This window comes from Nonomuraea sp. NPDC005692, from assembly GCF_040631115.1.
GTDB lineage: Bacteria > Actinomycetota > Actinomycetes > Streptosporangiales > Streptosporangiaceae > Nonomuraea.
In genome coordinates this window covers 453,142-476,508 of the sequence record NZ_JBEXYU010000001.1, presented here as the reverse complement: position 1 = coordinate 476,508, position 23,367 = coordinate 453,142, and the positions used below count along the sequence as shown (strand labels likewise).

Here is a 23,367-nt window from a genome sequence, read left to right as displayed (position 1 = left end):
TTGGAGTCATGTTGCGCTGGTTGACGGCCGGAGAGTCCCACGGCCCCGAACTCGTTGCCATCCTCGAAGGACTGCCCGCCGGGGTCGAGGTGACCACGGCCGCGATCGACGAGGCCCTGCGCCGCCGCAGGCTCGGCTATGGCCGCGGCGCGCGGATGAAGTTCGAGCAGGACCAGGTGACGATCGTCGGCGGCGTGCGCCACGGCCGCACCATGGGCAGCCCGGTCGCCGTCCGCGTCGGCAACACCGAGTGGCCCAAGTGGGAGAAGGTCATGTCGGCCGACCCGGTCGACCCGGCCGAGCTGGAGGGCCTGGCCCGCAACGCGCCGAGGTCCCGTCCCCGCCCCGGCCACGCCGACCTGGCCGGCATGCAGAAGTACGGCTTCGACGACGCCCGCCAGGTGCTCGACCGGGCCAGCGCCCGCGAGACCGCGGCCCGCGTCGCGCTCGGCGAGGTCGCCAGGCGCTTCCTGAAGCAGGCGCTCGGCGTCGACATCATCAGCCACGTCACCTCCATCGGCGGCGCGCAGACCCCCACCGAGGTGCTGCCCGGCCCCGGCGACCTGGCCAGGATCGACGAAGACCCGGTCCGCTGCTCCGACCCCGAGGGCAGCGCCGCCATGGTCGCCGTCATCGACCAGGCCCACAAAGACGGCGACACGCTCGGTGGCGTCGTCGAGGTGCTCGCCTACGGCCTGCCGCCCGGCCTGGGCAGCTACACCCACTGGGACCGCAGGCTCGACTCCCGGCTCGCCGCGGCCCTCATGGGCATCCAGGCGATCAAGGGCGTCGCGGTCGGCGACGGCTTCGAGACCGCCCGCCGGCCCGGCTCGCGCGCCCACGACGAGATCGAGTACACCGCCGAGAACGGCGTCAAGCGCATCACCAACCGCGCGGGCGGCGTCGAGGGCGGCATGACCAACGGCGAGGTCCTGCGGGTCAGTGCCGCCATGAAGCCCATCTCCACCGTGCCGAGGGCCCTGGCCACGATCGACGTCAAGACCGGCGAGGCGGCCAAGGCCCACCACGAGCGCTCCGACGTGTGCGCCGTCCCGGCCGCGGGCATCGTGGCCGAGGCCATGGTCGCGCTGGTGCTGGCCGACGCGGCCCTGGAGAAGTTCGGCGGCGACTCGGTGGAGGAGGTCGCCCGCAACCTGTCCGGCTACCTCTCCTCGATGGTGATCAAGTGACGGCCTCGCGGAGCGAACGAGAAGGGGTGAGCGACCAGTGACCAGAGCCGTGCTCATCGGCCCGCCCGGATCCGGCAAGACCACGATCGGGCGGCTGCTGGCCGAGCGGCTCGGCGTCGCCTTCCGCGACACCGACGCCGACGTCGAGGCCGTGGCCGGCAAGCCGGTCTCCGACATCTTCGTCGAGGACGGCGAGGCCCGCTTCCGCGAGCTGGAGCACGAGGCCGTGCGCCGCGCGCTGGCCGAGCACGACGGCGTCCTGTCGCTCGGCGGCGGCGCCGTGCTCAACAAGGAGACCCAGGCCCTGCTCGCCGGCCACCACGTGGTCTACCTGCAGGTGGGCCTGGCCGACGCGGTCCAGCGGGTCGGGCTCGGCTCGGCCAGGCCGCTGCTCGTGCTCAACCCGCGCAGCCAGCTCAAGAAGCTGATGGAGGAGCGGCGGCCGGTCTACGAGCGCCTGGCCGTGGTCACGCTCGCCACCGACAAGCGCGAGCCCGGCGAGCTCGCCGACGAGATCCTGGAGGGCCTGCCGGCATGACCGCGACGCGGATCCCCGTCTCCGGCGACAGCCCCTACGACGTCGTGGTGGGCAGCGGCGTGCAGGCCGAGCTGCCGGGCCTGCTCCGGCCGGGCGTGCGCACGGTCGCCGTCGTCCGCCCGCAGGGCCTGCCCGAGCTGTCCCGCCCGGTCCTCGCGGCGCTGGCCGAGGCCGGCTACGAGGTGGCCGACCTGCCCGTCCCCGACGGCGAGGCGTGCAAGACGCCCGAGGTGGCCGCCGGCCTGTGGTCCGCGCTCGGCCGCCACGGCCTGACCCGCTCCGACGCCGTCGTGGGCGTGGGCGGCGGCGCGACGACCGACCTGGCCGGGTTCGTGGCCGGCACCTGGCTGCGCGGCGTGCAGGTCGTGCTCGTGCCGACGACGCTGCTGGCCATGGTCGACGCCGCCGTCGGCGGCAAGAACGGCATCGACACCCCCGAGGGCAAGAACCTGGTGGGCACGTTCCTGCCGCCCGCCGGGGTGCTCTGCGACCTGGCCGTGCTGCCCGGCATGCCGAAGGCCGACTACGTGGCGGGGCTCGCCGAGATCATCAAGGGCGGCTTCATCGCCGACCCGCAGATCCTCACACTGGTCGAGTCCGACCCCGAGGGGGCCACCAGGCCCGACGGCCCCCACACCCGCGAGCTGATCGAGCGCAAGATCCGCGTCAAGGCCGACGTCGTGGGCGCCGACCTGCGCGAGCAGGGCCTGCGCGAGATCCTCAACTACGGCCACACCCTCGCCCACGCCATCGAGCGCGACGAGCACTACACGATCCGCCACGGCGAGGCGGTCGCCATCGGCATGGTCTACGCCGCCGAGCTGTCCCGGCTGTCCGGCCGCGCCGACCTGGCCGCCCGCACCCGCGCGATCCTCACCTCCGTGGGCCTGCCGGTCTCCTACCACGCCGGCGCCTGGCCGCGGCTGCGCGACCACATGCGGCTGGACAAGAAGAACCGGGGCGCCAAGCAGCGCTTCGTCGTCCTCGACGACCTGGCCAGGCCCGGGCGTCTGGAAGACCCCGCCGAAGAGCTGCTCGAAGCCGCCTACAAGGAGATCGCGCGATGATCCTCGTGCTCAACGGCCCCAACCTGAGCAGGCTCGGCACCCGCGAGCCCGACGTCTACGGGGCCGAGACGCTGGAGGACCTCGCCGAGCTGTGCCGCGAGACCGGCCGCAAGCTCGGCGAGCAGGTCGAGGTGCGCCAGACCGACGACGAGGCCGAGCTGATCGGCTGGCTGCACGAGGCCGCCGACGGCCGCATCCCCGTCGTGCTCAACCCGGCCGCCTTCACCCACTACTCCTACGCCGTGCGCGACGCCATCGCCCAGCGCACCGCCCCGCTCGTCGAGGTGCACATCAGCAACCCCGCGGCGAGGGAAGAGTTTCGCCACACCTCGGTCGTCGCCGGGGTGGCGACGGGCACGATCGCCGGATTCGGACTACAGTCCTACGTCCTGGCGCTACACGCTATCGCGGAGATGAACAGCAGCTCATGAGGCAATACAAGTCCTTCGTCGCCCTCGGGGACAGTTTCACCGAAGGACTGAACGATCCAGGCCCCGACGGGCACTACCGCGGCTGGGCCGACCGGGTGGCCGAACGGCTCGCCGCCGACGACCCGGCGTTCCGCTACGCGAACCTGGCCGTCCGCGGCAAGCTGCTCGACCAGATCATCACCGAGCAGGTGCCGCGGGCCATCGAGATGGGCCCCGACCTGGTCAGCTTCTGCGCGGGCGGCAACGATCTGCTGCGGCCGGGCAGCGACCCCGACGTGATGGCCAAGCGCCTGGCCCGCGCGGTGCGCGACCTGCGAGCCGGAGGCGCGGACGTGCTGCTGTTCACCGGGGTCGATCCGCGCGACACACCGCTGATGCGGCGGCTGCGCGGCCGTTTCGCCATCTTCTACCTGCACATCCGCTCCATCGCCGACCTCTACGGCTGCCGGCTGGTCGACCAGTGGTCGATGCAGGGGCTACGCGACTGGCGGGCCTGGAGCACCGACCGCCTGCACATGAACGAGGACGGCCACCGGCTGGTGGCGGCCCGCGTGCTCGATGTGCTGGGGGTGCCGTTCGACGACTGGCGCAAGGAGTGGCCGGATCGGCTGGTCGACCCGCGGGCGCGGCGCCGCGAGGACGCCCAGTGGATCCGCGAGCACCTGGTGCCGTGGATGTCCCGCCGCCTGCGCGGCACCTCCTCCGGCGACGGCCTCACCCCGAAGCGCCCCGACCTCACCCCGTTCTGACTTCCCCCTGCAGGGCCGTTCCCGGATCAGGCGGGCTCTGAGGGGCTGTTCTGTGGCCTCATCAGGCCGGCTCTGAGGGGCGTTCCCTCCGCCTGGGGCGATCTTCAAGAACTGTGCTCGACTTTTCGCATCGGGCTTTTTTCCTTACGGCTTCGCCTGGTCAGGCCACCCGCCGTACGGGGCCGGTGGCCTTCCAGGAAACGCCCGCTGACCCTTCACCGGCGGGCCGCCGTCACGCGAGCCCGCCTTGCCCCACTCCGTGGCCCCCGCGGGCCCGCGACGGTCAGGACTCGGTGGACAGGCGCTTGAGCGCGGCGCGGGGGACGGCCGGGTCGGTGGTACGCCAGAACGGCGGCAACGATCCCAGCAGGAAACCGCTGTAACGGGCCGTGGCCAGACGCGGGTCGAGGACCGCGATGACGCCCTTGTCGTCCTGGGCGCGCAGCAACCGGCCGGTGCCCTGGGCCAGCAGCAGGGCGGCGTGGTTGGCCGCCACCGACATGAACCCGTTGCCGCCGCGCGCCGCGACGTGCCGCTGCCGGGCCGAGGTGAGCGGGTCGTCGGGACGCGGGAACGGCACCCGGTCGATGATGACCAGCCGCAGCGACGGCCCGGGGACGTCGACCCCCTGCCACAGCGACAACGTGCCGAACAGGCAGGTCGGCTCGTCCTCGGCGAACTGCTTGACCAGCAGCATGGTCGAGTCGTCGCCCTGGCACAGCAGCGGCACGTCGAGCCGTTCGCGCAGCGCCTCCGTGGCGGCCTTGGCGGCGCGCATCGAGGAGAACAGCCCCAGCGTGCGCCCACCGGCCGCCTCGATGAGCTCGGTGATCTCGTCGAGATACTGCTGCGGCAGCCCGTCGCGGCCCGGCTGGGGGAGGTGTTTGGCGACGTAGAGGATGCCGGCGCGCGGGTGGTCGAACGGCGAGCCGACGTCGATGCCCTGCCAGCGCTTGCTGTCGCCCAGCCCCCACTGCGCGGCCAGACCCTCGAACGTGCCGCCGAGGGCGAGCGTGGCGGAGGTGAGCACCACCGTGCGCTCGCCGAACAGCCGGTCGCGCAGCATGCCGCTCACGCTCAGCGGCGCGACCCGCAACATGGGCGGACGGCGGTCGGTGGCGCCGTCGAGCCAGACCACCTCGGCGCGGTCGGCCTCGGAGGCGTGGCCGTAGGCGTCGAGCATGCGCACGGCGGTGTCGTGCACCTCGTCGAGCGCGGTGAAGGCGGCCTTGCGCTGGCCCGCCTTGTCGGGGTCGTCCTTGTCGGCGTTGCGCGGGCCCATGGCGGTGATGCAGCGCCAGGCCGTGTCGCGGATGAGCTGCAACGTGAGCCCGAGCACCTGCGGCAGCTCGTCGATGCGGCCGGGCGGCGCGGCGGCCAGCAGCGCCTTGAGGTCTTCGCCCGCCTCCATGAGCTGGTCGGCGAGCGGCTGCTCGATCAGCCGGCCGACGCGGCGCACGGCCAGCATCACCGACGCCTCGGACAGCTCGCTGGTCACCACCGAGGTCACCCGGTCGACCAGCTCGTGGGCCTCGTCGACGACCACGACCTCGTGCTCGGGCAGCACCGGCAGGTCGCCCATGGCGTCGATGGCCAGCAGCGCGTGGTTGGTCACCACGACGTCGACCTCGCCCGCGCGCGCCCTGGCCAGCTCGGCGAAGCACTCGGGGCCGCTCGGGCAGCGGGTGGCGCCCAGGCACTCCTGCGCGCTCACCGAGAACTGCCGCCAGGCCTGCTCGCTCACGCCGGGCACCAGCTCGTCGCGGTCGCCCGTCTCGGTCTCGTCGGCCCACTCCTGGATGCGCTGGACCATGCGGCCGGTCGCGCTCACCTCGCGCGGGTCGAAGAGCTGGTCCTGCTCGTCCTCCTCGGGCCAGCCCGCCGTCGCCTTGTAGCGGCACAGGTAGTTGCGCCGGCCCTTGAGTATGGCGAACGTCGGCTCGTGCGGCAGCTCCTTGCCCAGCGCCTCGGCCAGCCGGGGCAGGTCGCGGTCGACGAGCTGGCGCTGCAGGGCGATGGTGGCCGTGGAGATCACGACGGGGGAGTCGCTGTCCATGGCGTGCCGGATCGAGGGCACCAGGTACGCCAGCGACTTGCCGGTGCCCGTGCCCGCCTGGACGGCCAGGTGCTCCTCGTCGTCGATGGCCTTCTGGACGGCCTTGACCATGGTGACCTGGCCCTGCCGTTCGCTCCCTCCGAGAGCGCCGACCGCGATGCTGAGCAGTTCGTCCACTGACGGGAGATGGGAGTCCGGCACGGTCGTCAACGGTACCCGCTATCCCGGGCCGGCGCGCCGGGACGCGGCGTGTCCGGCCATGCGCATCCCGGCGTTCCCGGGCTCCCCGCGGGACTCGCGTGGCACACTGTCGAACGGAACTCCAACTGGTCAGGAAGATCTTGCTGGTGTGATCGAAGGGGTTCACGGTCTCGATGGTGAGAGCGGTTAGGTAGGGTTTTCCGGGGTTGAGTGGACGAATAAAGGCTGGTTAAAGCAGTATGTCTGCCATGTCGGAAGTTGTCCCGTTGCCGTCGTTCGGCGAAGTCTTCTTCGATGCACGAGGTCAGGAGCGGTGCCTCCGGGTCACGTGGCATGAGGGCACATTGGTCCTCAGCCTGTGGCGAGGGGAGATGTGCACAGCGAGCTTCCGCATGCCGATGGAGGACGTCGGCAGGCTGCTCGACACGCTCGACGACGGCTACGCCGAGGCCACGGGCGAGCAGCCCGCGGTGCCCGCGGCCGATCCGGGCACCGAGATCATGCCGGGCACCGAGGTCATGCCGGGCACCGGGACGTACCATCGGCCGCCCCAGCACGCCCAGCAGCAGCCTCCGCCGCCGGCGCTCGACGAGCGGCCCACCGCGTCGCTGTCGCCCAACGACGTGCTGGTCGCGCGCGGCCCGGCGCCGCAGGACAAGCTGGTGGCCTCCTACAGCGAGACCACCGGCCCCCGGGAGACGCCGTCGTACGGCGAGCGCACCCCCTTCACCGGCCCCCAGTACGTCGAGCAGCCCGCCGCCCAGTACCCCGGCGACCCGCACAGCGGCCCCCACTACACCGGCGACCCGTTCAGCGGCCCGCAGTACACGGGCGACCCGCTGAGCGGCCCGCAGTACACGGGTGACGCCTTCAGCGGCCCGCAGTACACCGGCGACCCGCTGAGCGGCCCCCAGTACACCGGCGACCCCTTCACCGGCCCCCAGTACGTCGACAGCAACGAGCCCGTCTACCAGCTGCCCGCCGACCAGCGCCGTCCGGCGCCGCTGAGCACCGACCCGCTCGGCTTCCCGTCCCAGGCCGCCGACCCCTTCCCGCCGGCCCAGCAGTACTCCGCGGACCCGTACGGCTCCTACCAGCAGCCGCCGTCCCCGCCCCAGCCCCAGCCCCAGCATCAGGCCCAGCCGCAGCATCAGGCCCAGCCGCAGAGCACGGCCGGGCTCGGCACTCCCATGCACGGCATCCCCGGCGCCGGCCGCAGGCGCAACCCCGCGCCCGCCCAGGACTCCTACCGCGCGGCCGACAACTACCAGGGCTACCAGCAGTCCCCGCCGCCCAACCCGGTGGACCCGCTGCTGGCGCTCGGCCGCCAGGAGTACCCGCCGCAGTCGTCCGACCCGAACATGGGCCGTCCCTACGTGACGGACCCCCTGTTCTCGACCGGCGAACGCCTGCGCCCCGACCAGCAGCAGGACTACGGCGACGGGCACGACCGCCGGGAGTGGTGACACCCTCCTCCCGCCCGCCGGGTACGCTCTCGGCATCCACCCGGGCGAGCTGGAGGAGCGTCGTTGAACCCGACCATGGGCCTGCAACTGCTGCTGATGGCCGGTGGCGCGGTGGCGGTCGCGGCCGTGGCGCGGCGGCGGGGCTGGCCGGCCCCGCTGTTGCTGGTCGCGGCCGGCCTGCTGGTCTCGCCGCTGGTGCCGGCCGTGCCGTTGCAGCCGGAGCTGGTGCTGTTCGTGTTCCTGCCGCCGCTGCTCTACTCGGCCGCGCTCGACAGCTCCTACCTGCGCCTGCGTGACGTCAAACGGGCCGTGGCGCTGCTGTCGATCGGCCTGGTGCTGTTCACCACGGCCGTGGTGGGGCTGGTCGTCCACCTGCTGCTGCCGCAGCTCCCGCTGGCCGCCGCCTTCGCGCTCGGCGCGATCATCGCGCCGCCCGACGCCGTCGCGGCCGTCGCCGTGGGCCGGCGGCTCGGGCTGCCGCGCAAGTCGCTGACGATCCTCATCGGCGAGAGCCTGTTCAACGACGCCACGGCGCTGACGGCCTACCGGGTGGCCATCGGGGCGGCCGTCGGCGGCAGCATCGACCTGTTCCAGGGCGTGGCGCAGTTCCTGTTCGCGGCGCTCGGCGGGGTGGCCATCGGGCTGGCGCTGGCGTTCGTGTTCGCCTGGGTGTTCCAGCACACCCGCGACTCGCTGGTCGAGAACACGCTGATGCTGCTGATCCCGTTCGCGGCCTATCTCGCGGCCGAGTCCGTGCACGTCTCCGGGCTCGGGCCCGAGCCGGTGCACGCCTCGGGCGTGATCTCCGTCGTGGTCGTCGGCCTCTACCTGGGCAACCGCATGCACCAGCGGGGGTTCGGCACCCGGCTGGTGTCCGACGCGGTGTGGAAGGTCACCGACTTCTTCCTGGAGTCGATCGTCTTCGCGCTCATCGGGCTGCAGCTCGTGACCGTGGTCCAGGGCATCACCGGCTACAGCCCCTGGCAGGTCGCCGGCTACGCGCTGGCGGTGCTCGCGGTGACGATCGTGTCCAGGTTCGTGTGGGTGTTCGCCTTCACCCCGCTGGTCAAGCTCGTACGGCGGGGCCCGGCGCCCAGCCCGCAGCAGACGGTGATCCTGGGCTGGGCCGGCATGCGGGGCGTGGTGTCGCTCGCGGCGGCGTTCTCGATCCCGCCGGAGATCCCGGCCCGCGACCGCGCCATGCTGCTGTTCCTGACGTTCACCACGGTGATCGGCACCCTGCTGATCCAGGGCATGACGTTCCCCGCGCTGATCAGGAAGCTGCGCGTGTCGAGCGAGCAGGAGCGCTACGAGGACACGCTGGCCGAGGCGGCCGCCCAGCAGGCCGCGCTGGAGGCGGGCCTGGCCGAGCTCGAACGGCTGGTCGAGCAGGAGGGCGAGCCCGACGAGATCAAGAAGCAGGTCATCGACCAGCTCAGGGAGAAGTCGTGGCGGCGGTCGCTGACCGCGTGGGAACGGCTGGGCGGCGGCACCGCGCAGGGCGGCGCCGAGACCCCCAGCAGCATCTACCGGCGGCTGCGCCGTGACATGCTCACGGCCGAGCGCGAGGTGTTCGTCCGCCTGCGTGACGAGCGCCGTCTCGACGACGAGGTGCTGCGCGAGGTGATGGCCCAGCTCGACTTCGAGGAGGCCATCCTCGAACGCTGACCCCGCCGGGCGCCGCCGAGGGCATCGGCCGGCCGGGTCAGCCCATCTGGTTGTCCACGAAGCACCAGCGCCAGCTCTCGCCCGGTTCGAACGACTGGATCACCGGGTGCGTGGTCTCGTGGAAGTGCTTGGTCGCGTGCTTGTTGGGCGAGGAGTCGCAGCAGCCGACGTGGCCGCACTCCAGGCAGCGCCGCAGATGCACCCATCGGCTGCCGGTGGCCAGGCACTCCTCGCAGCCCTCTGGGGTCTTCGCCGCCGGGTCATCGGCCTGGGAAAGATGCTCGCACATTGCCATGGATCAGATCCTAGGACCCGGCCGCCGTCGCCTTCCGCCCAGACCTCCTGTACGGGCCCTGACCAGCCAGAACACTGTGCGCGCCGGGCCTTCGGCGGAGGGGTTCCGCGCGGTTCGCGGGGTGGTCGACCAGACTTCTCTCAGGGGGCCGCACTCAGGGGAGTGAGAAGGCATGGCCGATGTGTTCGCGAAGTGTCGTCTGCCCGGGTACCAGCCGGTCAAGGAGCTGGGCGTCTATCCCTACTACCACCCGATCCAGGAGCGTCCGGGCGGCGGGGAGGTGGTGGTCGGCGGACGGGTGCTGGTGCAGGCCGGGTCCAACGACTATCTCGGGCTCTCGGGGGATTCACGCGTCAAGGAGGCCGCCGTCGCGGCGGTCCGGCGGCTCGGGGCGGGCAGCGGCGGTTCGCGGCTGACGAACGGCTCCCTCGCGCTGCACGAGGAGCTGGAGGCGCGGCTCGCGGAGTTCCTCGGACGTCCGGCGGTCATGGTGACCAGCGCCGGCTACCTGGCCAACCTCGCGCTGGGCGCGCTGCTGGGGCCGGGCGACGTGGTGATCGGCGACCGGCTGGTGCACGCGTGCCTCATCGACGCCGTACGCCTGGGCGGAGCGCGCTTACGCCGCTACCGGCACAACGACATGGACCACCTGGAACGGCTGCTGGCCGCGGTCGACCCGGACGCCGGCCGGCTGATCGTGACCGAGGGCATGTTCTCCACCTCGGGGAACGTGTGCGACCTGCCGGGCATCGCCAAGCTCGCCCGCGCGTACGGAGCCCGCGTCGTGCTGGACAGCGCCCACGACGCCGGCCTGCTCGGTGACGCCGGTCGCGGCGCCGCCGAGGCGCACGGCCTGGAGGAGGCCGTGGACGTGCAGACCGTCACCTTCTCCAAGTCGTTCGGCACGATCGGCGGCGCGGTCGCCGGACCGGAGGAGATCATCCTCTACCTGCGCCACCACGCGCGGTCCATGGTGTTCACCGCCGCGCTGTCACCGGCCTGCGCCGCCGCCGCGCTGGCCGCCCTGGAGATCGTGGCGGCCGAGCCGGAGCGGCGGCGCCGGTTGCGGGCGGCGGCCGGGCGGCTGAGCGGCGAGCTGGCCGGGCTGGGGTACGCCGTCGTGCCGTCGGACCGTCCGGTCATCGCCGTGCCGGTGGGGGAGGACCTGATGTGTTTCCGGCTGTGGCGGGAGCTGTTCGACGAAGGGGTGTTCACCACGGCCATGATCTCGCCGGGGGTGCCGCCGGGGCAGGCGCTCATCCGGGTCAGCATCACCGCCACCCACACCGACGCCCAGCTCGACCGGATCACGGCCGCCTTCGCCGTCGCCGGCCCTCGATCGGGGCTCCTTCGCTGAACGCGCGCGCCGCCGCGGGCGCGGGGCGCTGGGTAAGGTCGAGGTATGCGACTCATCAAGAGCCGGTTCGTGCCCCTGGCGCTCTTCGCCGTATGCGTCCTGGCCGCCGGGTGCGGCGAGGTCAACGACACGATCGACAAGGCCCAGGCGTGTCTGGAGGCGCCGAAGATCGTCACCGAGCTGGCCGCCAAGGTCAAGGACCTCACCGACGACCCCAAGGCCATGGAGAAGGCGCTCGACGACGCCGCGGGCAAGCTCAACGACGTGGCCGACAAGGCCGCCAACACCACGCTCAAGCAGGCCAGCGAAGACCTTGCCAAGACTTTGGCCGGGATCAACGTCCAGAACGTCAACGACGCCGTCGACGCGGCCCAGAAGGTGGGCAGCGAGGCGGTCGACTACGCCCAGCAGGTCGCCAAGGCGTGCAGCTGAAATCCCGCTCTCTCTAGGGGAAAAGGGGACGAATTACCATATAAGGCATGGAACCCGACCCGCGTTTCACCTTGGCCAACGAACGCACCTTCCTGACGTGGCTGAGCACGGCGCTGGCGCTCAGCGCGGGCGGGGTGGCCATGGCGGCGGTGCCCTCCGACGTGTTCGTGCCGTGGGTCCGCACGGTGCTGGCGGTCATGCTGGTGTCGTTGTCCGCGCTGGCGGCGGGCATGGCCTATCCGCGCTGGCGCAACATCCAGCGCGCCCTGCGCAACCAGGCGCCGCTCCCGCCGCCCGCTCTCGCGGCCGTCTTCGGGTACGGCGTCGCCACCGTGGCGATCGTCGCCCTCGTGCTCATCATCCTGTCGGTGTAGATGTCACAGGAGATCTGGGACGAGGGCCTGCAGAGCGAGCGCACCCGCCTCGCCTGGGTCCGCACCGCCGTGGCGCTGGCCACGGGCGGGCTCGGCGCCGCCGGGCTCGCGGTGCGCCACGGCCTGCCCGCCGTGGCCGTCGCGGGGTTCGCGCTGGCCGCGCTCTGCGGGGCGGTCCTGCTGATCAGGACGGGCGTGCGCTTCCGCCGGGTCCAGGAGGCCCTGCACGGCGGGCGGCCCATCGACGCGGGTCTCGACGCGTTGTTCGCCTGGCTCGGCACCCTCAGCGTCGTGCTCGGCGCGGTCACCTTCGTGCTCACGGTCCGGTGACCCCCGGCTTGCGATGTGCCGGAGGGGAGGCGGACACTCGTAGTGAGGGGGTGACCTCAGTGGAGGAAGAACGCAGGACCCTGCCCTTCGAGTGCCGCGGTTGCTGGCACGTCTGGGAAGAGGACTACCTCGTCCGGCACGTCGACGACGAACACGGGAACGCCGCCGAGATCTGGCTCAGGGACGGGCTCGTGGTGCCGCCGCCGTCGTACGGGGTGATCTGCCCGCACTGCGGCTGTCAGCAGACCACCACGTTCCCGGCCGGCTATCTCGCCCGCCATCCGGAGCTGTTCCGGTCGGACGAGCCCGTCGTGCCGGACGCGACGCCGCTGCTCAGCCCGGTTCCGCCGCGGCGTCCGTACTGACGCGGGACGCGACGGCGGGCGGGCAAGTGCCGAAAAACGGCGCTAAACCATGACACTTGGTAAGCGTTTCGTAGCTTGAAGTGTCATAAGGTGCGCCTTGCGCAGGCGCGGGGTCAGGCGCAGACTCAGGTCTAGACCACCGAATCCCAGCCGGGGGTGATCCTCGTGCGCGACGGGTTCGAGACCCGCGAGACCTGGCCCTTCGAGTGCCTGCGCTGTCTGCGTGTCTGGGAGGAGGAATTCGTCGTCCGGCATTTCGCCGACGACCACGGCAATCAGGTCGAGATCTGGCTCAGCTCCGGCGTTGCCGTGCAGCCCCCCTGGTCGGGCACGTGCTGCCCGGGATGCGGCGCCTATCACGTGACGTCGTTCCCCAGCGGTTACCTGGCCAGGCACCCCGAGCTGCGGCCGGCGCCCGAGGTGCTGCCGGACCTCGTGCCCGAGCTCGGCGCCGCGTCGGGTCCGGTGCTGGAGGAGCCGAAGGCGCCCCTGTCCGGGATGCCTTCGGCCGGTCGGCTGCTCGTCGCGGTAGGGGTGCCCGTCGCCCTCTTCGTCGGGTACGAGCTGTACCGCAACCTCGTGGCCGTCGCGCCCGCCCACCACTAGCGCGCCCGTCCGCCATCGGCCCCCCGCCCGCGCGGTGGGCCGATGGCGTCGCGGTCACTGGCTCAGGCTCTCCAGCCAGGCCCGGTGCAGCCCGGCGAAGCGGCCCGAGGCGGCGATGAGCCGGTCGGGCGGACCGTCCTCGACGACCTGGCCGGCCTCCATCACCAGCACCCGGTCGGCGATCTCCACGGTCGAGAGCCGGTGGGCGATGATCAGCGCGGTGCGGTCGGCGAGGATCGTGCGCAGCGCCCGCTGCACCAGCCGCTCGCTCGGCACGTCGAGGCTGGAGGTGGCCTCGTCGAGGATGAGCACCGCGGGGTCGGCGAGGAACGCCCTGGCGAACGCGATGAGCTGCCGCTGGCCCGCCGACATGCGCCCGCCGCGCTTGCCGACCTCGGTGTCGTAGCCGTCGGGCAGCCCGGCGACGAACTCGTGCGCGCCGATCGCCTTGGCCGCCTCGCGGACCTGCCGGTCGGTGGCGTCCGGCCGGCCGAACCTGATGTTGTCCGCGACCGTGCCGCTGAACAGGAAGTTCTCCTGCGTCACCATGACCACGGCCTGGCGCAGCGTCGTCTCGTCCAGGTCGCGCAGATCGACCCCGTCGAGCAGCACGCGGCCCGCGGTCGGGTCGTAGAAGCGGGAGATCAGCTTGGCCAGCGTCGTCTTGCCCGCGCCGGTCGCGCCGACCAGCGCCACGCTCTGCCCGCCGGGGATCGTCAGGTCGAGGCCGGGCAGGATCGGCATCTCCTCGACGTAGGCGAAGCGCACGTCCTCGAAGCGGACCATGCCGCGGGCCTGCTGGGGCAGCGGCTCGGGCCGGCGCGGCTCCGGCACGCCCGGCTCCTCCTCCAGCACGCCCGACAGCTTCTCCAGGGCCGCGCCCGCCGACTGCAGGGTGTTGTAGAACTGGCTGAGCTCCTGCATCGGCTCGTAGAACTGCCGCAGGTACAGCAGGAACGCGGCCAGCACGCCGACCGTGACCTCGCCCTGGATCGCCAGGTAGCCGCCGTAGAGCAGCACCCCGCCCACGGTCAGGTTGCCGATCAGCTTGATGCCGAACATGAACTCCGCGCCCAGGACCATGCTGCGCGCGTTGGCGTCCCGGTAGTCGTCGTTGAGCTGGGCGAAGATCTCCTGGTTGCGCGGCTCTCTGCGGAACGCCTGCACCGCGCGGATGCCGGTCATCGACTCCACGAAGTGCACGATCACCAGGGCGACCGTCTCCCGCGTCCGCCGGTAGACGATCACCGACTGCCGCCGGAACCACCGCGTGAACAGCAGCAGCAGCGGCAGCGGGACCAGCGCCACCAGGCCGAGGTGCACGTCGAGGACGAGCAGCAGCGCGGCCGTGCCGAACATCGTCAGCACCGCCTTGACCAGCCCGTCGAAGCCCGACTGGAGCAGCTCGGAGATGGCCTCGATGTCGGAGGTCAGCCGGGAGATGACCCGGCCCGAGGTGTACTTCTCGTGGAAGCTCAGCGACAGCCGCTGGAAGTGGTCGAACACCCGCCTGCGCAGCTCCAGCAGCACGCTCTGGCCGATCTTCCCCGACAGGCGCAGGAACGCCTGCCGGGTGAGCGCCTGCGTGACGGCCGCGGCCAGGATCACGCCGACCACGACCAGCAGGACCGACGGCCCCGACCCGCGGGTCATCGGCGGGATGCCGTCGTCGATCCCCACCTTGACCAGGTACGGGATCGCCAGCGCCGCGGCGTTCGAGACGACGATGATCGCGGTGAGCACCGCGATGGCCTTGCGGTAGGGACGCAGCAGGTCGCCGAGCAGCCTGCGGGAGCGCTCCCGCAGCAGCACCGACACCTTCTCCGGCAGTTCGTCCTGCTCCTCGGAGGCGACGCCGCGCCAGGAGGAGACGGGGGCGGTGGTCATCGCAGGGCTCCTTCCGAGGGGTCGAAGTCGGCGTCCTGGGCCAGCAGCTCGCGGTACTCGGGCACGTCGGCCAGCAGCTCGTGGTGGCGGCCGACGTGCGTGATGGTGCCGTCGCGCAGCAGCGCCACCTTGTCGGCCAGCAGCACGGTCGAGGCGCGGTGGGCGACCACGATGCCGGTCGCCTCGCGCAGGACGTGCCGCAACGCCTCCTCCACCAGCGCCTCGGTCTCCACGTCGAGCGCGGACAGGGTGTCGTCGAGGACGAGCACCCGCGGCCTGCTCAGCACCGCCCGCGCCAGGGCGAGCCGCTGCCGCTGCCCGCCCGACAGCGACAGGCCCTGCTCGCCGATGCGGGTGTCGAGGCCCCAGGGCAGGTCGTACACGAAGCCGGCCTGGGCGGTGGCGATCGCGTCGGCCATCTCCTCCTCGGTGGCGTCGAGCCGGCCGAGCATGAGGTTCTCGCGCACGCTCATCGAGAACAGCGTCGGCTCCTCGAACGCGGTGGCCACCAGCGAGCGCAGGGTGGTCAGGTCGAGGTCGCGCACGTCCTCGCCGTCGATGGTGACGCGGCCCGTGGTGGCGTCGATCAGCCGGGGCACCAGCGCGGTCAGCGTGGTCTTGCCCGCGCCGGTCGCGCCCACGATCGCGACCGTCTCGCCGGGACGCACGTCCAGCCAGACGTCGCGCAGCACCGGCTCGTCGGCGCCGGGGAAGGCGAACCCGACGCCCTCGAACCGCAGGTGGCCCCGGGGCAGCTCGATCGTGCGGCTGCCGCTCTCGATGGCCGGGACGGTGTCCATGACCTCCATGACCCGGTCGGCGGAGGTCATCGCCTCCTGGGCCATGGCCAGGATGTAGCCGAGGCTGGCGATCGGCCAGACGAGCTGGAGCATCAGGGTGGTGAAGGCGACCAGCGTGCCCAGCGTCATCGAGCCGGAGCCCACCGCGAGCGCGCCGAGCAGCAGCACCAGGGCGAGGGTGACGTTGGGGATCACTTCGAGGAAGGCGAAGAACCTGGCCGACAGCGTGGCCTTGTCGACCGAGCTGCCGTACACCTTGCGGGCCGCCTCGTCGTACCGGTCGTAGACGTGGTGGCGGCGGCCGAACGCCTTGATCGTACGGATGCCGATGGCCGACTCCTCGACGAGCGTGGCGAGGTCGCCCTGCTCGTCCTGGACCTGCCGGGAGATCTTGATGTACCGCTTCTCGAACCGCAGGGACGTCCACACGATCGGCACGGCCGAGGCCAGCACCAGCAGCCCGAGCGGCCAGTACTTGTTCAGCAGGAGCACGGTCACCGTGATGAGCTGGAGAATGTTCATCACCAGGAAGAGCATGCCGAAGCCGAGGAAGCGGCGGATCGTGGACAGGTCCGTCGTGGCCCGCGACAGCAACTGGCCCGACTGCCAGTCGCCGTGGAAGCCCATCGGCAGGCGCTGCAGGTGCTCGTAGAGGTCGTCGCGGATCGCGGTCTCCAGCCCGAGGACGGGTTTGACCTGGGTCCAGCGCCGCAGGAAGATCAGCCCGGCCTCCACGACGCCCACGCCCAGGGCGATGAGACCGAGCGGGAGCAGCCCGTCGGAGTCGCCCCGCGTCACGGGACCGTCGATGACCTTCTCACTGATCAGGGGGAGCGCGATGCTCGCGGCGATGCTGAGGATCGCGGCCAGCCAGATGAGCACCAGTCTGGCGGCGTACGGGCGGAGGTAGGACTTCATCCGCCACAGGGAGTTGGAGGAGAGCAGGGGACGGCGAGGTGTGTCAGTATCGGGAGGCATCCCATCCAGATTAATACGTGGGATCAACCCATTTTTTGCGGTAAATGTGGGGGTTTCTGCAGGTTACGGGCGGAAACGAGACCCTCACGGCTCGTCCGGCGGCCCCGCGCCCGCCGTCGTCCGGGCGGCCGGGCACACGTCCACCTGCGGCTCGGGCGCGGCCCACGCTAAGGCGGAGCTGTCCTTTCCGCTCACCTTTCTCACCGGACAGGAAGTCGCAATGATCGACGAAAGTGAACTGCCGTACCTGCGGCGCTGTGTCGAGCTGGCCACCGAGGCGCTGGAGTCGGGCGACGAGCCCTTCGGGTCGGTGCTGGTCGCCGCGGACGGCGCCGTGCTGGCCGAGGACCACAACCGGGTGGCCGGGGGCGACCGCACCCGGCATCCGGAGTTCGAACTGGCACGGTGGGCGGCGGCCAACCTGACACCGGGCGAGCGGGCGGCGGCCACCGTCTACACCTCCGGGGAGCACTGCCCGATGTGCGCGGCGGCCCACGCCTGGGTGGGCCTCGGGCGCATCGTCTACGTGGCGTCGTCGGCGCAGCTCGCCGGCTGGCTGGCGGAGCTGGGCGTGCCGGCGCCGCCGGTGAGCACGCTGCCGGTCAACGCCGTCGCGCCGGGCGTCGCGGTGGACGGGCCCGTCCCGGAGCTGGCCGGACAGGTGCACGAGCTGCACCGCCGCTTCCACGGCGCGCGGTGAGGGCGGCGGGCGCGGCGCGTCCGCCGGTCAGTCGGTACCGGACGAGCCGAGGGCGATCGTGTCGGCGACCTCGGCGTGCCGCTCGGCCTCCTCGGCGGCGAAGCGGGCCTCGTCCAGTTTGTCGGCGATGTCCTCGTCCTGCTTCATGAGGGCGTCGAGCGACTGGCCGGCCATCTCCAGCACGCCCATGTCGGCGTACGCCTGCTGCAGCCGCGGGCTCCACAGCCCGATGTCCTTGACGCACGGCACGATCCTGCTGAACAGCAGCGAGCGGAACAGCCGCAGGTACTCCGACTGGTCGGTGGCCCGCATGACCTCGTCGGTCTCGGCCCTGGACAGGCCCAGGTGCTCCCAGGACTCCGCGCCGCGCAGCCGGTCGCGCATCAGGTAGCAGCCCTCGATGACGAAGTCCTCGCGCTCGCGCAGCTCGGACTCCGACAGGTTCTGGTAGTAGTCGCGCAGCGCCATCCGGCCGAAGGCGACGTGCCGGGCCTCGTCCTGCATCACGTACGCGAGGATCTGCTTGGGCAGCGGCTTGGTGGTGATGTCGCGCATGACGCCGAACGCGGCCAGGGCCAGGCCCTCGATGAGCACCTGCATGCCGAGGTAGGGCATGTCCCAGCGGGAGTCGCTGAGCGTGCTCTCCAGCAGCGCCTTGAGGTGCTCGTTGATCGGGTACGCCAGCCCCACCTTCTCCTGGAGGAAGCGGGCGTAGGTCTCGGCGTGGCGGGCCTCGTCCATCGTCTGGGTGGCGGCGTAGAACTTGGAGTCCAGGTCGGGCACCGACTCCACGATCCGGGCCGAGCAGATCATCGCGCCCTGCTCGCCGTGCAGGAACTGGGAGAACTGCCAGGCCGCGCCGTGCAGCCGCACGTCCTGGCGCTGCTGGGGGCCGAGCCGGTGCCACAGCGGGGTGTCGTGGATGGCGATCGTGGTGTCGGGGATCCCGAGCACGTTGTACGGGTCCACCTCCAGGTCCCAGTCGATGCGTTTGGCCGAGTCCCACTGCTTGTCCTTGCCCTTCTGGTACAAGGCCAGCATGCGGTCGCGGCCCTCGTCGTACTCCCAGGTGAACCGGCTGGCGCCGGCCATCCCGACGTCCCAGGTGGAGAGCTCGGCGGGGAGGGTGTAGAGATCGTGCGTCGACATGGGGGACCTCCGCGAGGGGGATTACGTACGGTGTACGTCCACGGCTCGACCCTTGCACGTACGGTGTACGTGCGTCAATAGAATGAGCTATGACCACCGAGCCCTTGTCCAGGCCCCGCATCGTGGCCGCGGCCATCGACCTCATCGAGCGCGAGGGCGCCGACGCGGTCTCCATGCGCCGCATCGCGGCCGAGCTCGGCGTCGGCGTGATGTCCCTCTACAACCACGTGCCGAACAAGGACGCCCTGCTCAACGGCGTGGCCGAGAGCGTGCTGAGCGGCATCGAGTTCACCGACGACCCCGACGCCCACTGGACCGACCGGGTGCGGGCGCAGGCGCGGGCCTTCCGGCAGATCGCCCACCACCATCCGCGCTCGACCATGGTGGTGGTCAGCCGCCAGCTCCACTCCCACGCCGGGCTGCTGCCGGTCGAGCGGGCGCTGGCCACGCTGCGCGGCGCGGGCTTCGACGGGCCCGACGCCGTCCGGATGTTGCGCATGTTCATCGCCTTCATCGTGGGCTCGCTGCTGCGCGAGGTCGGCGTGACGCCCACGTTCGCGCCCGTCCACAGCCGCACGGTCGAGGCCGCCGTGGTCGATCCGGCGTTGTTCCCCGAGGTGAGCGCGCTGGCGCCGCTGCTGGCCGAGTGCGACCACGAGGCGGAGTTCGAGTTCGGGGTCGAACTGCTCATCCAGGCCATCGCGGTGCACGCGGGTCAGTAGGAGGGCACCCGGGTGACCCGGATGCCCTCCAGAGCGGAGATCAGTACCAGTTGTGTGATCTCCAGTGCCCCCAGGCGCCGCAGGGCCTGCCGTACCTTCCCTTGATGTAGGCCAGGCCCCAGCGGATCTGCGTCTCGGGGTTGGACCGCCAGTCCTTGCCCGCGCCGCTCATCTTGCCCGCGGGCAGCGCCTGCGGGATTCCGTAGGCGCCCGACGACCGGTTGAGCGCGTGGTGGTTCCAATTGCTCTCCCTGGTCCACAGGTTGTCCAGGCAGCGGAACTCCCGGTAGTTCCACGCACGCTGGACGACCTGCCCCAGAGCGATCTTCTTGTTTCTTCCGGCGGGCCGTACGGCCGCGATCTTCGGCTGCGCTGACGTTGTCCAGGTCCGCATCTTGATCACCGGGGGCCGGGACTCCGCCCAGGCCGGGCCGGTGCTGACGCCGAACGCGCTGATAGTGAGAAGAGTGCCGCTGAGCACGCGTTTGCTGTCCAAGGCGATCCTTGCTATCGGGTCGCGTGCGGACGGGCGCCCCCTCGGGGCGCCCTGCCGGTCCGGCGTCCGTGGCTCGGACGCGGAGGGTCCGCGCGGCCTCCCGGGATCTGTACCGCCCGATCGTGCTGGACGGCCCGGAAGGCGCCACGACGTGTCCTCAAGCACGATTCCTATTACGGGCCGTGACCGCGGGCCGCGATCTCGACACGCGAAGGACAGGTGTTTGCGCGCTCAATTCGGATAAAGGGCGATCTCGCTGGGCCAGGATTGCCCGGCCCGTCGCCTATATGGCATGTCCTTGAGTAAAAACGCGGACGTACCTGGGGTTTGGCTCAGTACCAACTGTGGGATTGGAAGTGCGCCCACGCGCGACACGGCGAGCCGTACCGCTGCTTGATGTAGCCCAGACCCCACCGGATCTGGGTGCGTGGGTTCGTGCGCCAGTCGGCGCCCGAGGAGGCCATCTTGTGGCCCGGAAGTGCCTGCGGAATGCCGTAGGCGCCCGACCGGTTGCCGGCCCTGTGGTTCCAGCCGCTCTCTCTGGCCCAGAGCCTGACCAGGCAGCCGTAGCTCGCGGCGCCCCAGCCGCGCTGGGCGGCCAGGGACTTGGCGATGGCTTTGTTCCTGCCACTGCTCTGGGAGCTCTGCGCCTGTGCGGCCGTGGTGCCGGTCACCGTCGCGAGCGTGGCGGCGAGGACCAGGACACCGGTACGGCGGAGCATGGGCATGCGGATTCCCTTTCGAAGGGGACGGGGACCGCGTCACCCTGCCTGACAAACTCCCTTCTTTCCTAATTGACCATGAAAAATTAGGCGCAATTCCAAGATCACGACATATTGATATTCAGGGGTTTCGCCGGAAAAATGAGGAATAGGTCACAATCTGCGCCCGGCATCGTTCTGTAAGCTTCAGATCATGAGCCTTCGCGACATCCCGCTCCGCACCCTCGCCGACGACCCCACCACGCTCGGCGACCTCGCCGGCGACAAGGCCGTGCTCCTGGTCAACGTGGCCTCCCGCTGCGGCCTGACCCCGCAGTACTCCGGCCTGGTCCAGCTCCAGCAGGACTTCGGCCCGCGCGGCTTCAGCGTGGTCGGCATGCCCTGCAACCAGTTCGCCGGCCAGGAGCCCGGCACGGCGGAGGAGATCCAGGAGTTCTGCTCGGCGACCTACGGCGTCGACTTCCCGCTGCTGGCCAAGGCCGACGTCAACGGCCCCGGCCGTCACCCGCTCTACGCGGCGCTCACCGAGACCGCCGACGAGGAGGGCGCGGCGGGCGACGTCCAGTGGAACTTCGAGAAGTTCCTGCTCGACCGCGATGGCAACGTCGTGGCCCGCTTCCGCCCCCGCACCGCCCCCGACGACCCGGCCGTCGTCGCGGCCATCGAGAAGCTGCTCTAGCGGGCCCGCCGGCGTTCGTAGGTGTGGAAGGCGGCGCAGCACACCAGCAGCGCCACCGCGAACACCGGCAGCCAGGCCAGCCGGGCCGCCACCCATCCGAGCTGCTCGGGCGGGGTGTGCAGGCCGGGCAGCGCGGCGCCGCCCGGCGGGCCGGGCAGCGCCCGGCCCGCCAGCAGGCCGAGCTCGGTCACCGCGATCAGCGCGGTCTGGTGCCACAGGAAGATCGTCATCGCGCCCAGGTTCGCCACGGCCACGGGCGCCCAGGCGGCCGGGCGGCGCAGCAGCCGGCGCAGCGGGCCGAGCAGCAGCAGCGCCGCGCCGCACTGGGCGAGCCCGAAGGCGACGGCCGCGAGCGAAGGCGGGTCCAGGTTGGAGACCGGGGCGCCCGGCACGCCGACCATGGTCGCCGGGTAGCCGCCCCACACCACCAGTGCCAGGGCCGTGGCCGCGCCGCCGGCCAGCAGCGTCCAGCCGGTGGCCCGGCTCCGCAGCTCCCCGCGGGCCCAGGCCGCGCCCAGGCAGTACGGCACCAGCCAGCCGGCCGCCAGGTTCACCCACCACAACCACTCCGGGCCGCCGGGCCCGAACCGCACCGCGTCGGCGGCCGCCACCGCCGCGAGCGGCCAGGCCGGGTGCAGCCGGGCGGCCAGCGGCGTGGCCGCCGTCAGCGCGGCGAACACCAGCAGGAACCACATCGGCGCCGCCGCCATCCTGACCAGCAGCCGCACGTCCTCCAGCGGCACCCCGGAGGCGAGCATCGCGACCGCCGCCACGGCCCACACCGCCGCGACGACCGCCACCGGGCGGAACAGCCGCCCCAACCGGCCGCGCAGCCACGGGACGTAGCCGATGCCGGCCGCCCGCGCCGACCGGTGACCCTTCGCCCCGACCAGGCCGCCCACCAGGAAGAAGATCGCCAGCATCTGGAACGCCCACGACATCGGCGCGAGCTGCGGCAGGTACTTGAGCGGGCTGGTGACGCGCAGGCTGCCGCTGTCGCTGACCACGGCGGTCACCAGCCAGTGCCCGGCCACCACTCCGAGGATGGCCAGGGCCCGCAGGGCGTCCAGGGCCCGGTCGCGTTCCGGCGGCGTCCCGGCCTCGATGCGGGCGGTGAGCCCGCGCGGGCCGGAGCGGGCGCGGAGGGAGGAGTCAGACATCGCGGGCGGCCTCTCCCGAGACGATGCGGGCGACGGCCGTCAGCGCGGGGGAGCCGGGCCGCAGGTAGTCGCTGTGGCCGCCGTCGCCCGCCGCGAAGACGCGGGCGCCGAACCCGGGCGAGACCGGGTCGGCCCCCAGCCCGACCGTGACGAACGGCAGCTCGACCAGCGCGTGGGGCACCCCGGAGATCCAGTCGGCGCCGCCGCACCCGGCCCACACGACCGCGCGGGTGCGCATCGCGGCGACGTCGGGGACGCCCGCGCCGGGGCTGCCCATCAGGACGATGTCGGCCACGTCCAGGCCGGGCGCGGCCCGTCCGCACACCACCGAGCCGTAGGAGTGGCACACGAGCGACAGCCGGGCGCCGGGCTTGACCGCGCGCAGCTCCCGTACGAACGCGCGCAGCCCGGGTACGGCCTCGTCGGCCCGCGCGGGCGTCAGCACGTCCAGGCTGAGCGTGCCGGGCGTGCGGTACCCGGCCCAGGCGATGACCGCCGAGCCGTCCCCGAGCGTCTCGCGCAGCCGCGTCGCGCCGGCGCGCAGGAGGCCGTACCGGTCGAGGTTCGTGTCGGAGCCGGGCACCAGGACGGCGATCCGCCGGGCCGTCGCCAGGTCGCCGAAGACCTCCACGGTCCGGCCGCCGTCGCGCCCGTCGAAGGACAGGAACGTGCGGGAGGGGTCCGCCATGGCCCGCAGCGCCGCCGCCCGCAGGCGGTGCCCCCGCGCGGCGGCGGTGCGCTCGGCGGCCAGGACGGCGGCGCGCCCGGCGGCGTACCGCTCGGTCAGTGCGGCGGCCAGCACGGCGGGGGCCGCGGCGCGCAGCGGCGCCACGGCGGCGGGAACGGGCGCGGGCACCCCCGCGGACCCGCCGGCGCCGGACGCGGGCACCGCCACCGAAGCGGTGACGAGCACGGCGAGCAGGCGGTTCCTGAGCGATGCCATGGCGGA

Annotated in this window: 24 protein-coding genes and 1 pseudogene; 16 read left to right on the top strand and 9 right to left on the bottom strand. The window is 72.1% G+C overall.

The features are described 5' to 3' along the window. The first annotated feature begins 8 nt into the window (after nt 1-8). The 5 genes from aroC to ABZ459_RS02205 are packed head-to-tail and all read left to right on the top strand — an operon-like array spanning nt 9 to nt 3,975. Nucleotides 9-1,190: a chorismate synthase gene (gene aroC, locus ABZ459_RS02225; protein ID WP_357964738.1), complete on the top strand. Its 1,182-nt coding sequence runs from the start codon at nt 9-11 to the stop codon at nt 1,188-1,190. A gap of 37 nt (nt 1,191-1,227) precedes the next feature. After that, nucleotides 1,228-1,728, top strand: a complete 501-nt coding sequence (locus ABZ459_RS02220) for a shikimate kinase (protein ID WP_357964736.1) — start codon at nt 1,228-1,230, stop codon at nt 1,726-1,728. Further along, nucleotides 1,725-2,795, top strand: a complete 1,071-nt coding sequence (gene aroB, locus ABZ459_RS02215) for a 3-dehydroquinate synthase (RefSeq protein WP_357964734.1) — start codon at nt 1,725-1,727, stop codon at nt 2,793-2,795. The genes ABZ459_RS02220 and aroB overlap by 4 nt, the downstream gene beginning before the upstream one ends. Further along, nucleotides 2,792-3,226, top strand: a complete 435-nt coding sequence (aroQ, locus tag ABZ459_RS02210) for a type II 3-dehydroquinate dehydratase (protein WP_352363963.1) — start codon at nt 2,792-2,794, stop codon at nt 3,224-3,226. Before aroB ends, aroQ begins: the two co-directional genes overlap by 4 nt. Beyond that, nucleotides 3,223-3,975: an SGNH/GDSL hydrolase family protein gene (locus tag ABZ459_RS02205; RefSeq protein WP_357964732.1), complete on the top strand. Its 753-nt coding sequence runs from the start codon at nt 3,223-3,225 to the stop codon at nt 3,973-3,975. Before aroQ ends, ABZ459_RS02205 begins: the two co-directional genes overlap by 4 nt. A gap of 283 nt (nt 3,976-4,258) precedes the next feature. Here ABZ459_RS02205 and ABZ459_RS02200 read toward each other — a convergent pair whose 3' ends face one another. Continuing rightward, a complete protein-coding gene (locus tag ABZ459_RS02200; RefSeq protein ID WP_357964730.1) occupies nt 4,259-6,232 on the bottom strand; it encodes an ATP-dependent DNA helicase in 1,974 nt (657 codons plus the stop codon). A 392-nt stretch (nt 6,233-6,624) separates the two neighbouring features. Between ABZ459_RS02200 and ABZ459_RS02195 the strand changes: the two genes are divergently transcribed. Both ABZ459_RS02195 and ABZ459_RS02190 read left to right on the top strand, forming a co-directional pair. After that, on the top strand, nt 6,625-7,698 hold the full coding sequence (locus ABZ459_RS02195) for a hypothetical protein (protein ID WP_357964729.1): 1,074 nt from the start codon (nt 6,625-6,627) through the stop codon (nt 7,696-7,698). A 63-nt stretch (nt 7,699-7,761) separates the two neighbouring features. Next, nucleotides 7,762-9,366 (top strand): Na+/H+ antiporter, encoded by a 1,605-nt coding sequence (locus tag ABZ459_RS02190; RefSeq protein ID WP_357964727.1) that lies wholly within the window; start codon nt 7,762-7,764, stop codon nt 9,364-9,366. 37 nt (nt 9,367-9,403) lie between these two features. On the opposite strand, the gene ABZ459_RS02185 is transcribed toward ABZ459_RS02190, so the two are convergent. Then, nucleotides 9,404-9,661: a UBP-type zinc finger domain-containing protein gene (locus ABZ459_RS02185; protein ID WP_357964725.1), complete on the bottom strand. Its 258-nt coding sequence runs from the start codon at nt 9,659-9,661 to the stop codon at nt 9,404-9,406. 172 nt (nt 9,662-9,833) lie between these two features. On the opposite strand from ABZ459_RS02185, the gene ABZ459_RS02180 reads away from it, so the two are divergent. From ABZ459_RS02180 to ABZ459_RS02155, 6 genes are all read left to right on the top strand, one after another. Further along, complete coding sequence (locus tag ABZ459_RS02180) at nt 9,834-11,018, top strand: aminotransferase class I/II-fold pyridoxal phosphate-dependent enzyme (RefSeq protein WP_357964724.1); 1,185 nt, start codon at nt 9,834-9,836, stop codon at nt 11,016-11,018. 45 nt (nt 11,019-11,063) lie between these two features. Next, a complete protein-coding gene (locus tag ABZ459_RS02175; protein WP_357964723.1) occupies nt 11,064-11,450 on the top strand; it encodes a hypothetical protein in 387 nt (128 codons plus the stop codon). A gap of 47 nt (nt 11,451-11,497) precedes the next feature. Continuing rightward, a complete protein-coding gene (locus tag ABZ459_RS02170) occupies nt 11,498-11,824 on the top strand; it encodes a DUF202 domain-containing protein (protein WP_357964722.1) in 327 nt (108 codons plus the stop codon). Then, nucleotides 11,825-12,154 carry a DUF202 domain-containing protein gene (locus ABZ459_RS02165; protein WP_357964720.1) on the top strand — a complete coding sequence of 110 codons (330 nt, stop codon included), beginning with the start codon at nt 11,825-11,827 and terminating at the stop codon, nt 12,152-12,154. A 50-nt stretch (nt 12,155-12,204) separates the two neighbouring features. Next, nucleotides 12,205-12,519, top strand: coding sequence for a hypothetical protein (locus ABZ459_RS02160; protein WP_357964718.1), 315 nt, complete (start codon nt 12,205-12,207; stop codon nt 12,517-12,519). Between the two features lie 165 nt (nt 12,520-12,684). Continuing rightward, nucleotides 12,685-13,125, top strand: coding sequence for a hypothetical protein (locus ABZ459_RS02155; protein WP_357964716.1), 441 nt, complete (start codon nt 12,685-12,687; stop codon nt 13,123-13,125). 54 nt (nt 13,126-13,179) lie between these two features. Here ABZ459_RS02155 and ABZ459_RS02150 read toward each other — a convergent pair whose 3' ends face one another. After that, nucleotides 13,180-15,012, bottom strand: a complete 1,833-nt coding sequence (locus tag ABZ459_RS02150) for an ABC transporter ATP-binding protein (protein ID WP_357964715.1) — start codon at nt 15,010-15,012, stop codon at nt 13,180-13,182. Next, nucleotides 15,009-16,790: an ABC transporter ATP-binding protein gene (locus ABZ459_RS02145; protein ID WP_357964713.1), complete on the bottom strand. Its 1,782-nt coding sequence runs from the start codon at nt 16,788-16,790 to the stop codon at nt 15,009-15,011. The genes ABZ459_RS02150 and ABZ459_RS02145 overlap by 4 nt, the downstream gene beginning before the upstream one ends. A 220-nt stretch (nt 16,791-17,010) precedes the next feature. Here ABZ459_RS02145 and ABZ459_RS02140 point away from each other — a divergent pair, with 220 nt between their 5' ends. Next, the gene (locus ABZ459_RS02140; RefSeq protein ID WP_357964712.1) at nt 17,011-17,490 is read left to right on the top strand and encodes a nucleoside deaminase; all 480 of its coding nucleotides are present in this window, start codon (nt 17,011-17,013) and stop codon (nt 17,488-17,490) included. A gap of 27 nt (nt 17,491-17,517) precedes the next feature. Here the strand turns inward: ABZ459_RS02140 and ABZ459_RS02135 are convergent, their stop codons facing one another. Further along, nucleotides 17,518-18,639 carry a ferritin-like domain-containing protein gene (locus ABZ459_RS02135; RefSeq protein WP_357964710.1) on the bottom strand — a complete coding sequence of 374 codons (1,122 nt, stop codon included), beginning with the start codon at nt 18,637-18,639 and terminating at the stop codon, nt 17,518-17,520. 89 nt (nt 18,640-18,728) lie between these two features. Between ABZ459_RS02135 and ABZ459_RS02130 the strand changes: the two genes are divergently transcribed. After that, nucleotides 18,729-19,361, top strand: coding sequence for a TetR/AcrR family transcriptional regulator C-terminal domain-containing protein (locus ABZ459_RS02130; protein WP_352357184.1), 633 nt, complete (start codon nt 18,729-18,731; stop codon nt 19,359-19,361). Nucleotides 19,362-19,401: 40 nt separating this feature from the next. On the opposite strand, the gene ABZ459_RS02125 is transcribed toward ABZ459_RS02130, so the two are convergent. Continuing rightward, a complete protein-coding gene (locus tag ABZ459_RS02125; protein WP_357964708.1) occupies nt 19,402-19,857 on the bottom strand; it encodes a transglycosylase SLT domain-containing protein in 456 nt (151 codons plus the stop codon). 332 nt (nt 19,858-20,189) lie between these two features. Beyond that, nucleotides 20,190-20,489: pseudogene (locus tag ABZ459_RS02120) on the bottom strand (transglycosylase SLT domain-containing protein); the annotation flags it as partial. Between the two features lie 283 nt (nt 20,490-20,772). Between ABZ459_RS02120 and ABZ459_RS02115 the strand changes: the two are divergent. Beyond that, on the top strand, nt 20,773-21,258 hold the full coding sequence (locus ABZ459_RS02115; RefSeq protein ID WP_357964706.1) for a glutathione peroxidase: 486 nt from the start codon (nt 20,773-20,775) through the stop codon (nt 21,256-21,258). On the opposite strand, the gene ABZ459_RS02110 is transcribed toward ABZ459_RS02115, so the two are convergent. Together ABZ459_RS02110 and ABZ459_RS02105 are read right to left on the bottom strand one after the other, a co-directional pair. Beyond that, a complete protein-coding gene (locus ABZ459_RS02110; RefSeq protein WP_357964704.1) occupies nt 21,255-22,418 on the bottom strand; it encodes an acyltransferase family protein in 1,164 nt (387 codons plus the stop codon). The genes ABZ459_RS02115 and ABZ459_RS02110 overlap by 4 nt on opposite strands. After that, on the bottom strand, nt 22,411-23,361 hold the full coding sequence (locus tag ABZ459_RS02105) for an alpha/beta hydrolase (RefSeq protein ID WP_357964703.1): 951 nt from the start codon (nt 23,359-23,361) through the stop codon (nt 22,411-22,413). Before ABZ459_RS02105 ends, ABZ459_RS02110 begins: the two co-directional genes overlap by 8 nt. Between the last annotated feature and the right edge of the window lie 6 nt (nt 23,362-23,367).

Bases quoted from the DNA above. Each gene is read 5' to 3' on its own strand.
- ABZ459_RS02170 (WP_357964722.1), top strand. From the start codon at position 11,498: ATGGAACCCGACCCGCGTTTCACCTTGGCCAACGAACGCACCTTCCTG.
- ABZ459_RS02185 (WP_357964725.1), bottom strand. From the start codon at position 9,661: ATGGCAATGTGCGAGCATCTTTCCCAGGCCGATGACCCGGCGGCGAAG.
- aroC (WP_357964738.1), top strand. From the start codon at position 9: ATGTTGCGCTGGTTGACGGCCGGAGAGTCCCACGGCCCCGAACTCGTT.
- ABZ459_RS02195 (WP_357964729.1), top strand. From the start codon at position 6,625: ATGCCGATGGAGGACGTCGGCAGGCTGCTCGACACGCTCGACGACGGC.
- ABZ459_RS02150 (WP_357964715.1), bottom strand. From the start codon at position 15,012: ATGACCACCGCCCCCGTCTCCTCCTGGCGCGGCGTCGCCTCCGAGGAG.
- ABZ459_RS02145 (WP_357964713.1), bottom strand. From the start codon at position 16,790: ATGCCTCCCGATACTGACACACCTCGCCGTCCCCTGCTCTCCTCCAAC.
- ABZ459_RS02205 (WP_357964732.1), top strand. From the start codon at position 3,223: ATGAGGCAATACAAGTCCTTCGTCGCCCTCGGGGACAGTTTCACCGAA.
- ABZ459_RS02135 (WP_357964710.1), bottom strand. From the start codon at position 18,639: ATGTCGACGCACGATCTCTACACCCTCCCCGCCGAGCTCTCCACCTGG.
- ABZ459_RS02130 (WP_352357184.1), top strand. From the start codon at position 18,729: ATGACCACCGAGCCCTTGTCCAGGCCCCGCATCGTGGCCGCGGCCATC.
- ABZ459_RS02105 (WP_357964703.1), bottom strand. From the start codon at position 23,361: ATGGCATCGCTCAGGAACCGCCTGCTCGCCGTGCTCGTCACCGCTTCG.
- ABZ459_RS02140 (WP_357964712.1), top strand. From the start codon at position 17,011: ATGATCGACGAAAGTGAACTGCCGTACCTGCGGCGCTGTGTCGAGCTG.
- aroB (WP_357964734.1), top strand. From the start codon at position 1,725: ATGACCGCGACGCGGATCCCCGTCTCCGGCGACAGCCCCTACGACGTC.
- ABZ459_RS02115 (WP_357964706.1), top strand. From the start codon at position 20,773: ATGAGCCTTCGCGACATCCCGCTCCGCACCCTCGCCGACGACCCCACC.
- ABZ459_RS02180 (WP_357964724.1), top strand. From the start codon at position 9,834: ATGGCCGATGTGTTCGCGAAGTGTCGTCTGCCCGGGTACCAGCCGGTC.
- ABZ459_RS02165 (WP_357964720.1), top strand. From the start codon at position 11,825: ATGTCACAGGAGATCTGGGACGAGGGCCTGCAGAGCGAGCGCACCCGC.
- aroQ (WP_352363963.1), top strand. From the start codon at position 2,792: ATGATCCTCGTGCTCAACGGCCCCAACCTGAGCAGGCTCGGCACCCGC.
- ABZ459_RS02175 (WP_357964723.1), top strand. From the start codon at position 11,064: ATGCGACTCATCAAGAGCCGGTTCGTGCCCCTGGCGCTCTTCGCCGTA.
- ABZ459_RS02110 (WP_357964704.1), bottom strand. From the start codon at position 22,418: ATGTCTGACTCCTCCCTCCGCGCCCGCTCCGGCCCGCGCGGGCTCACC.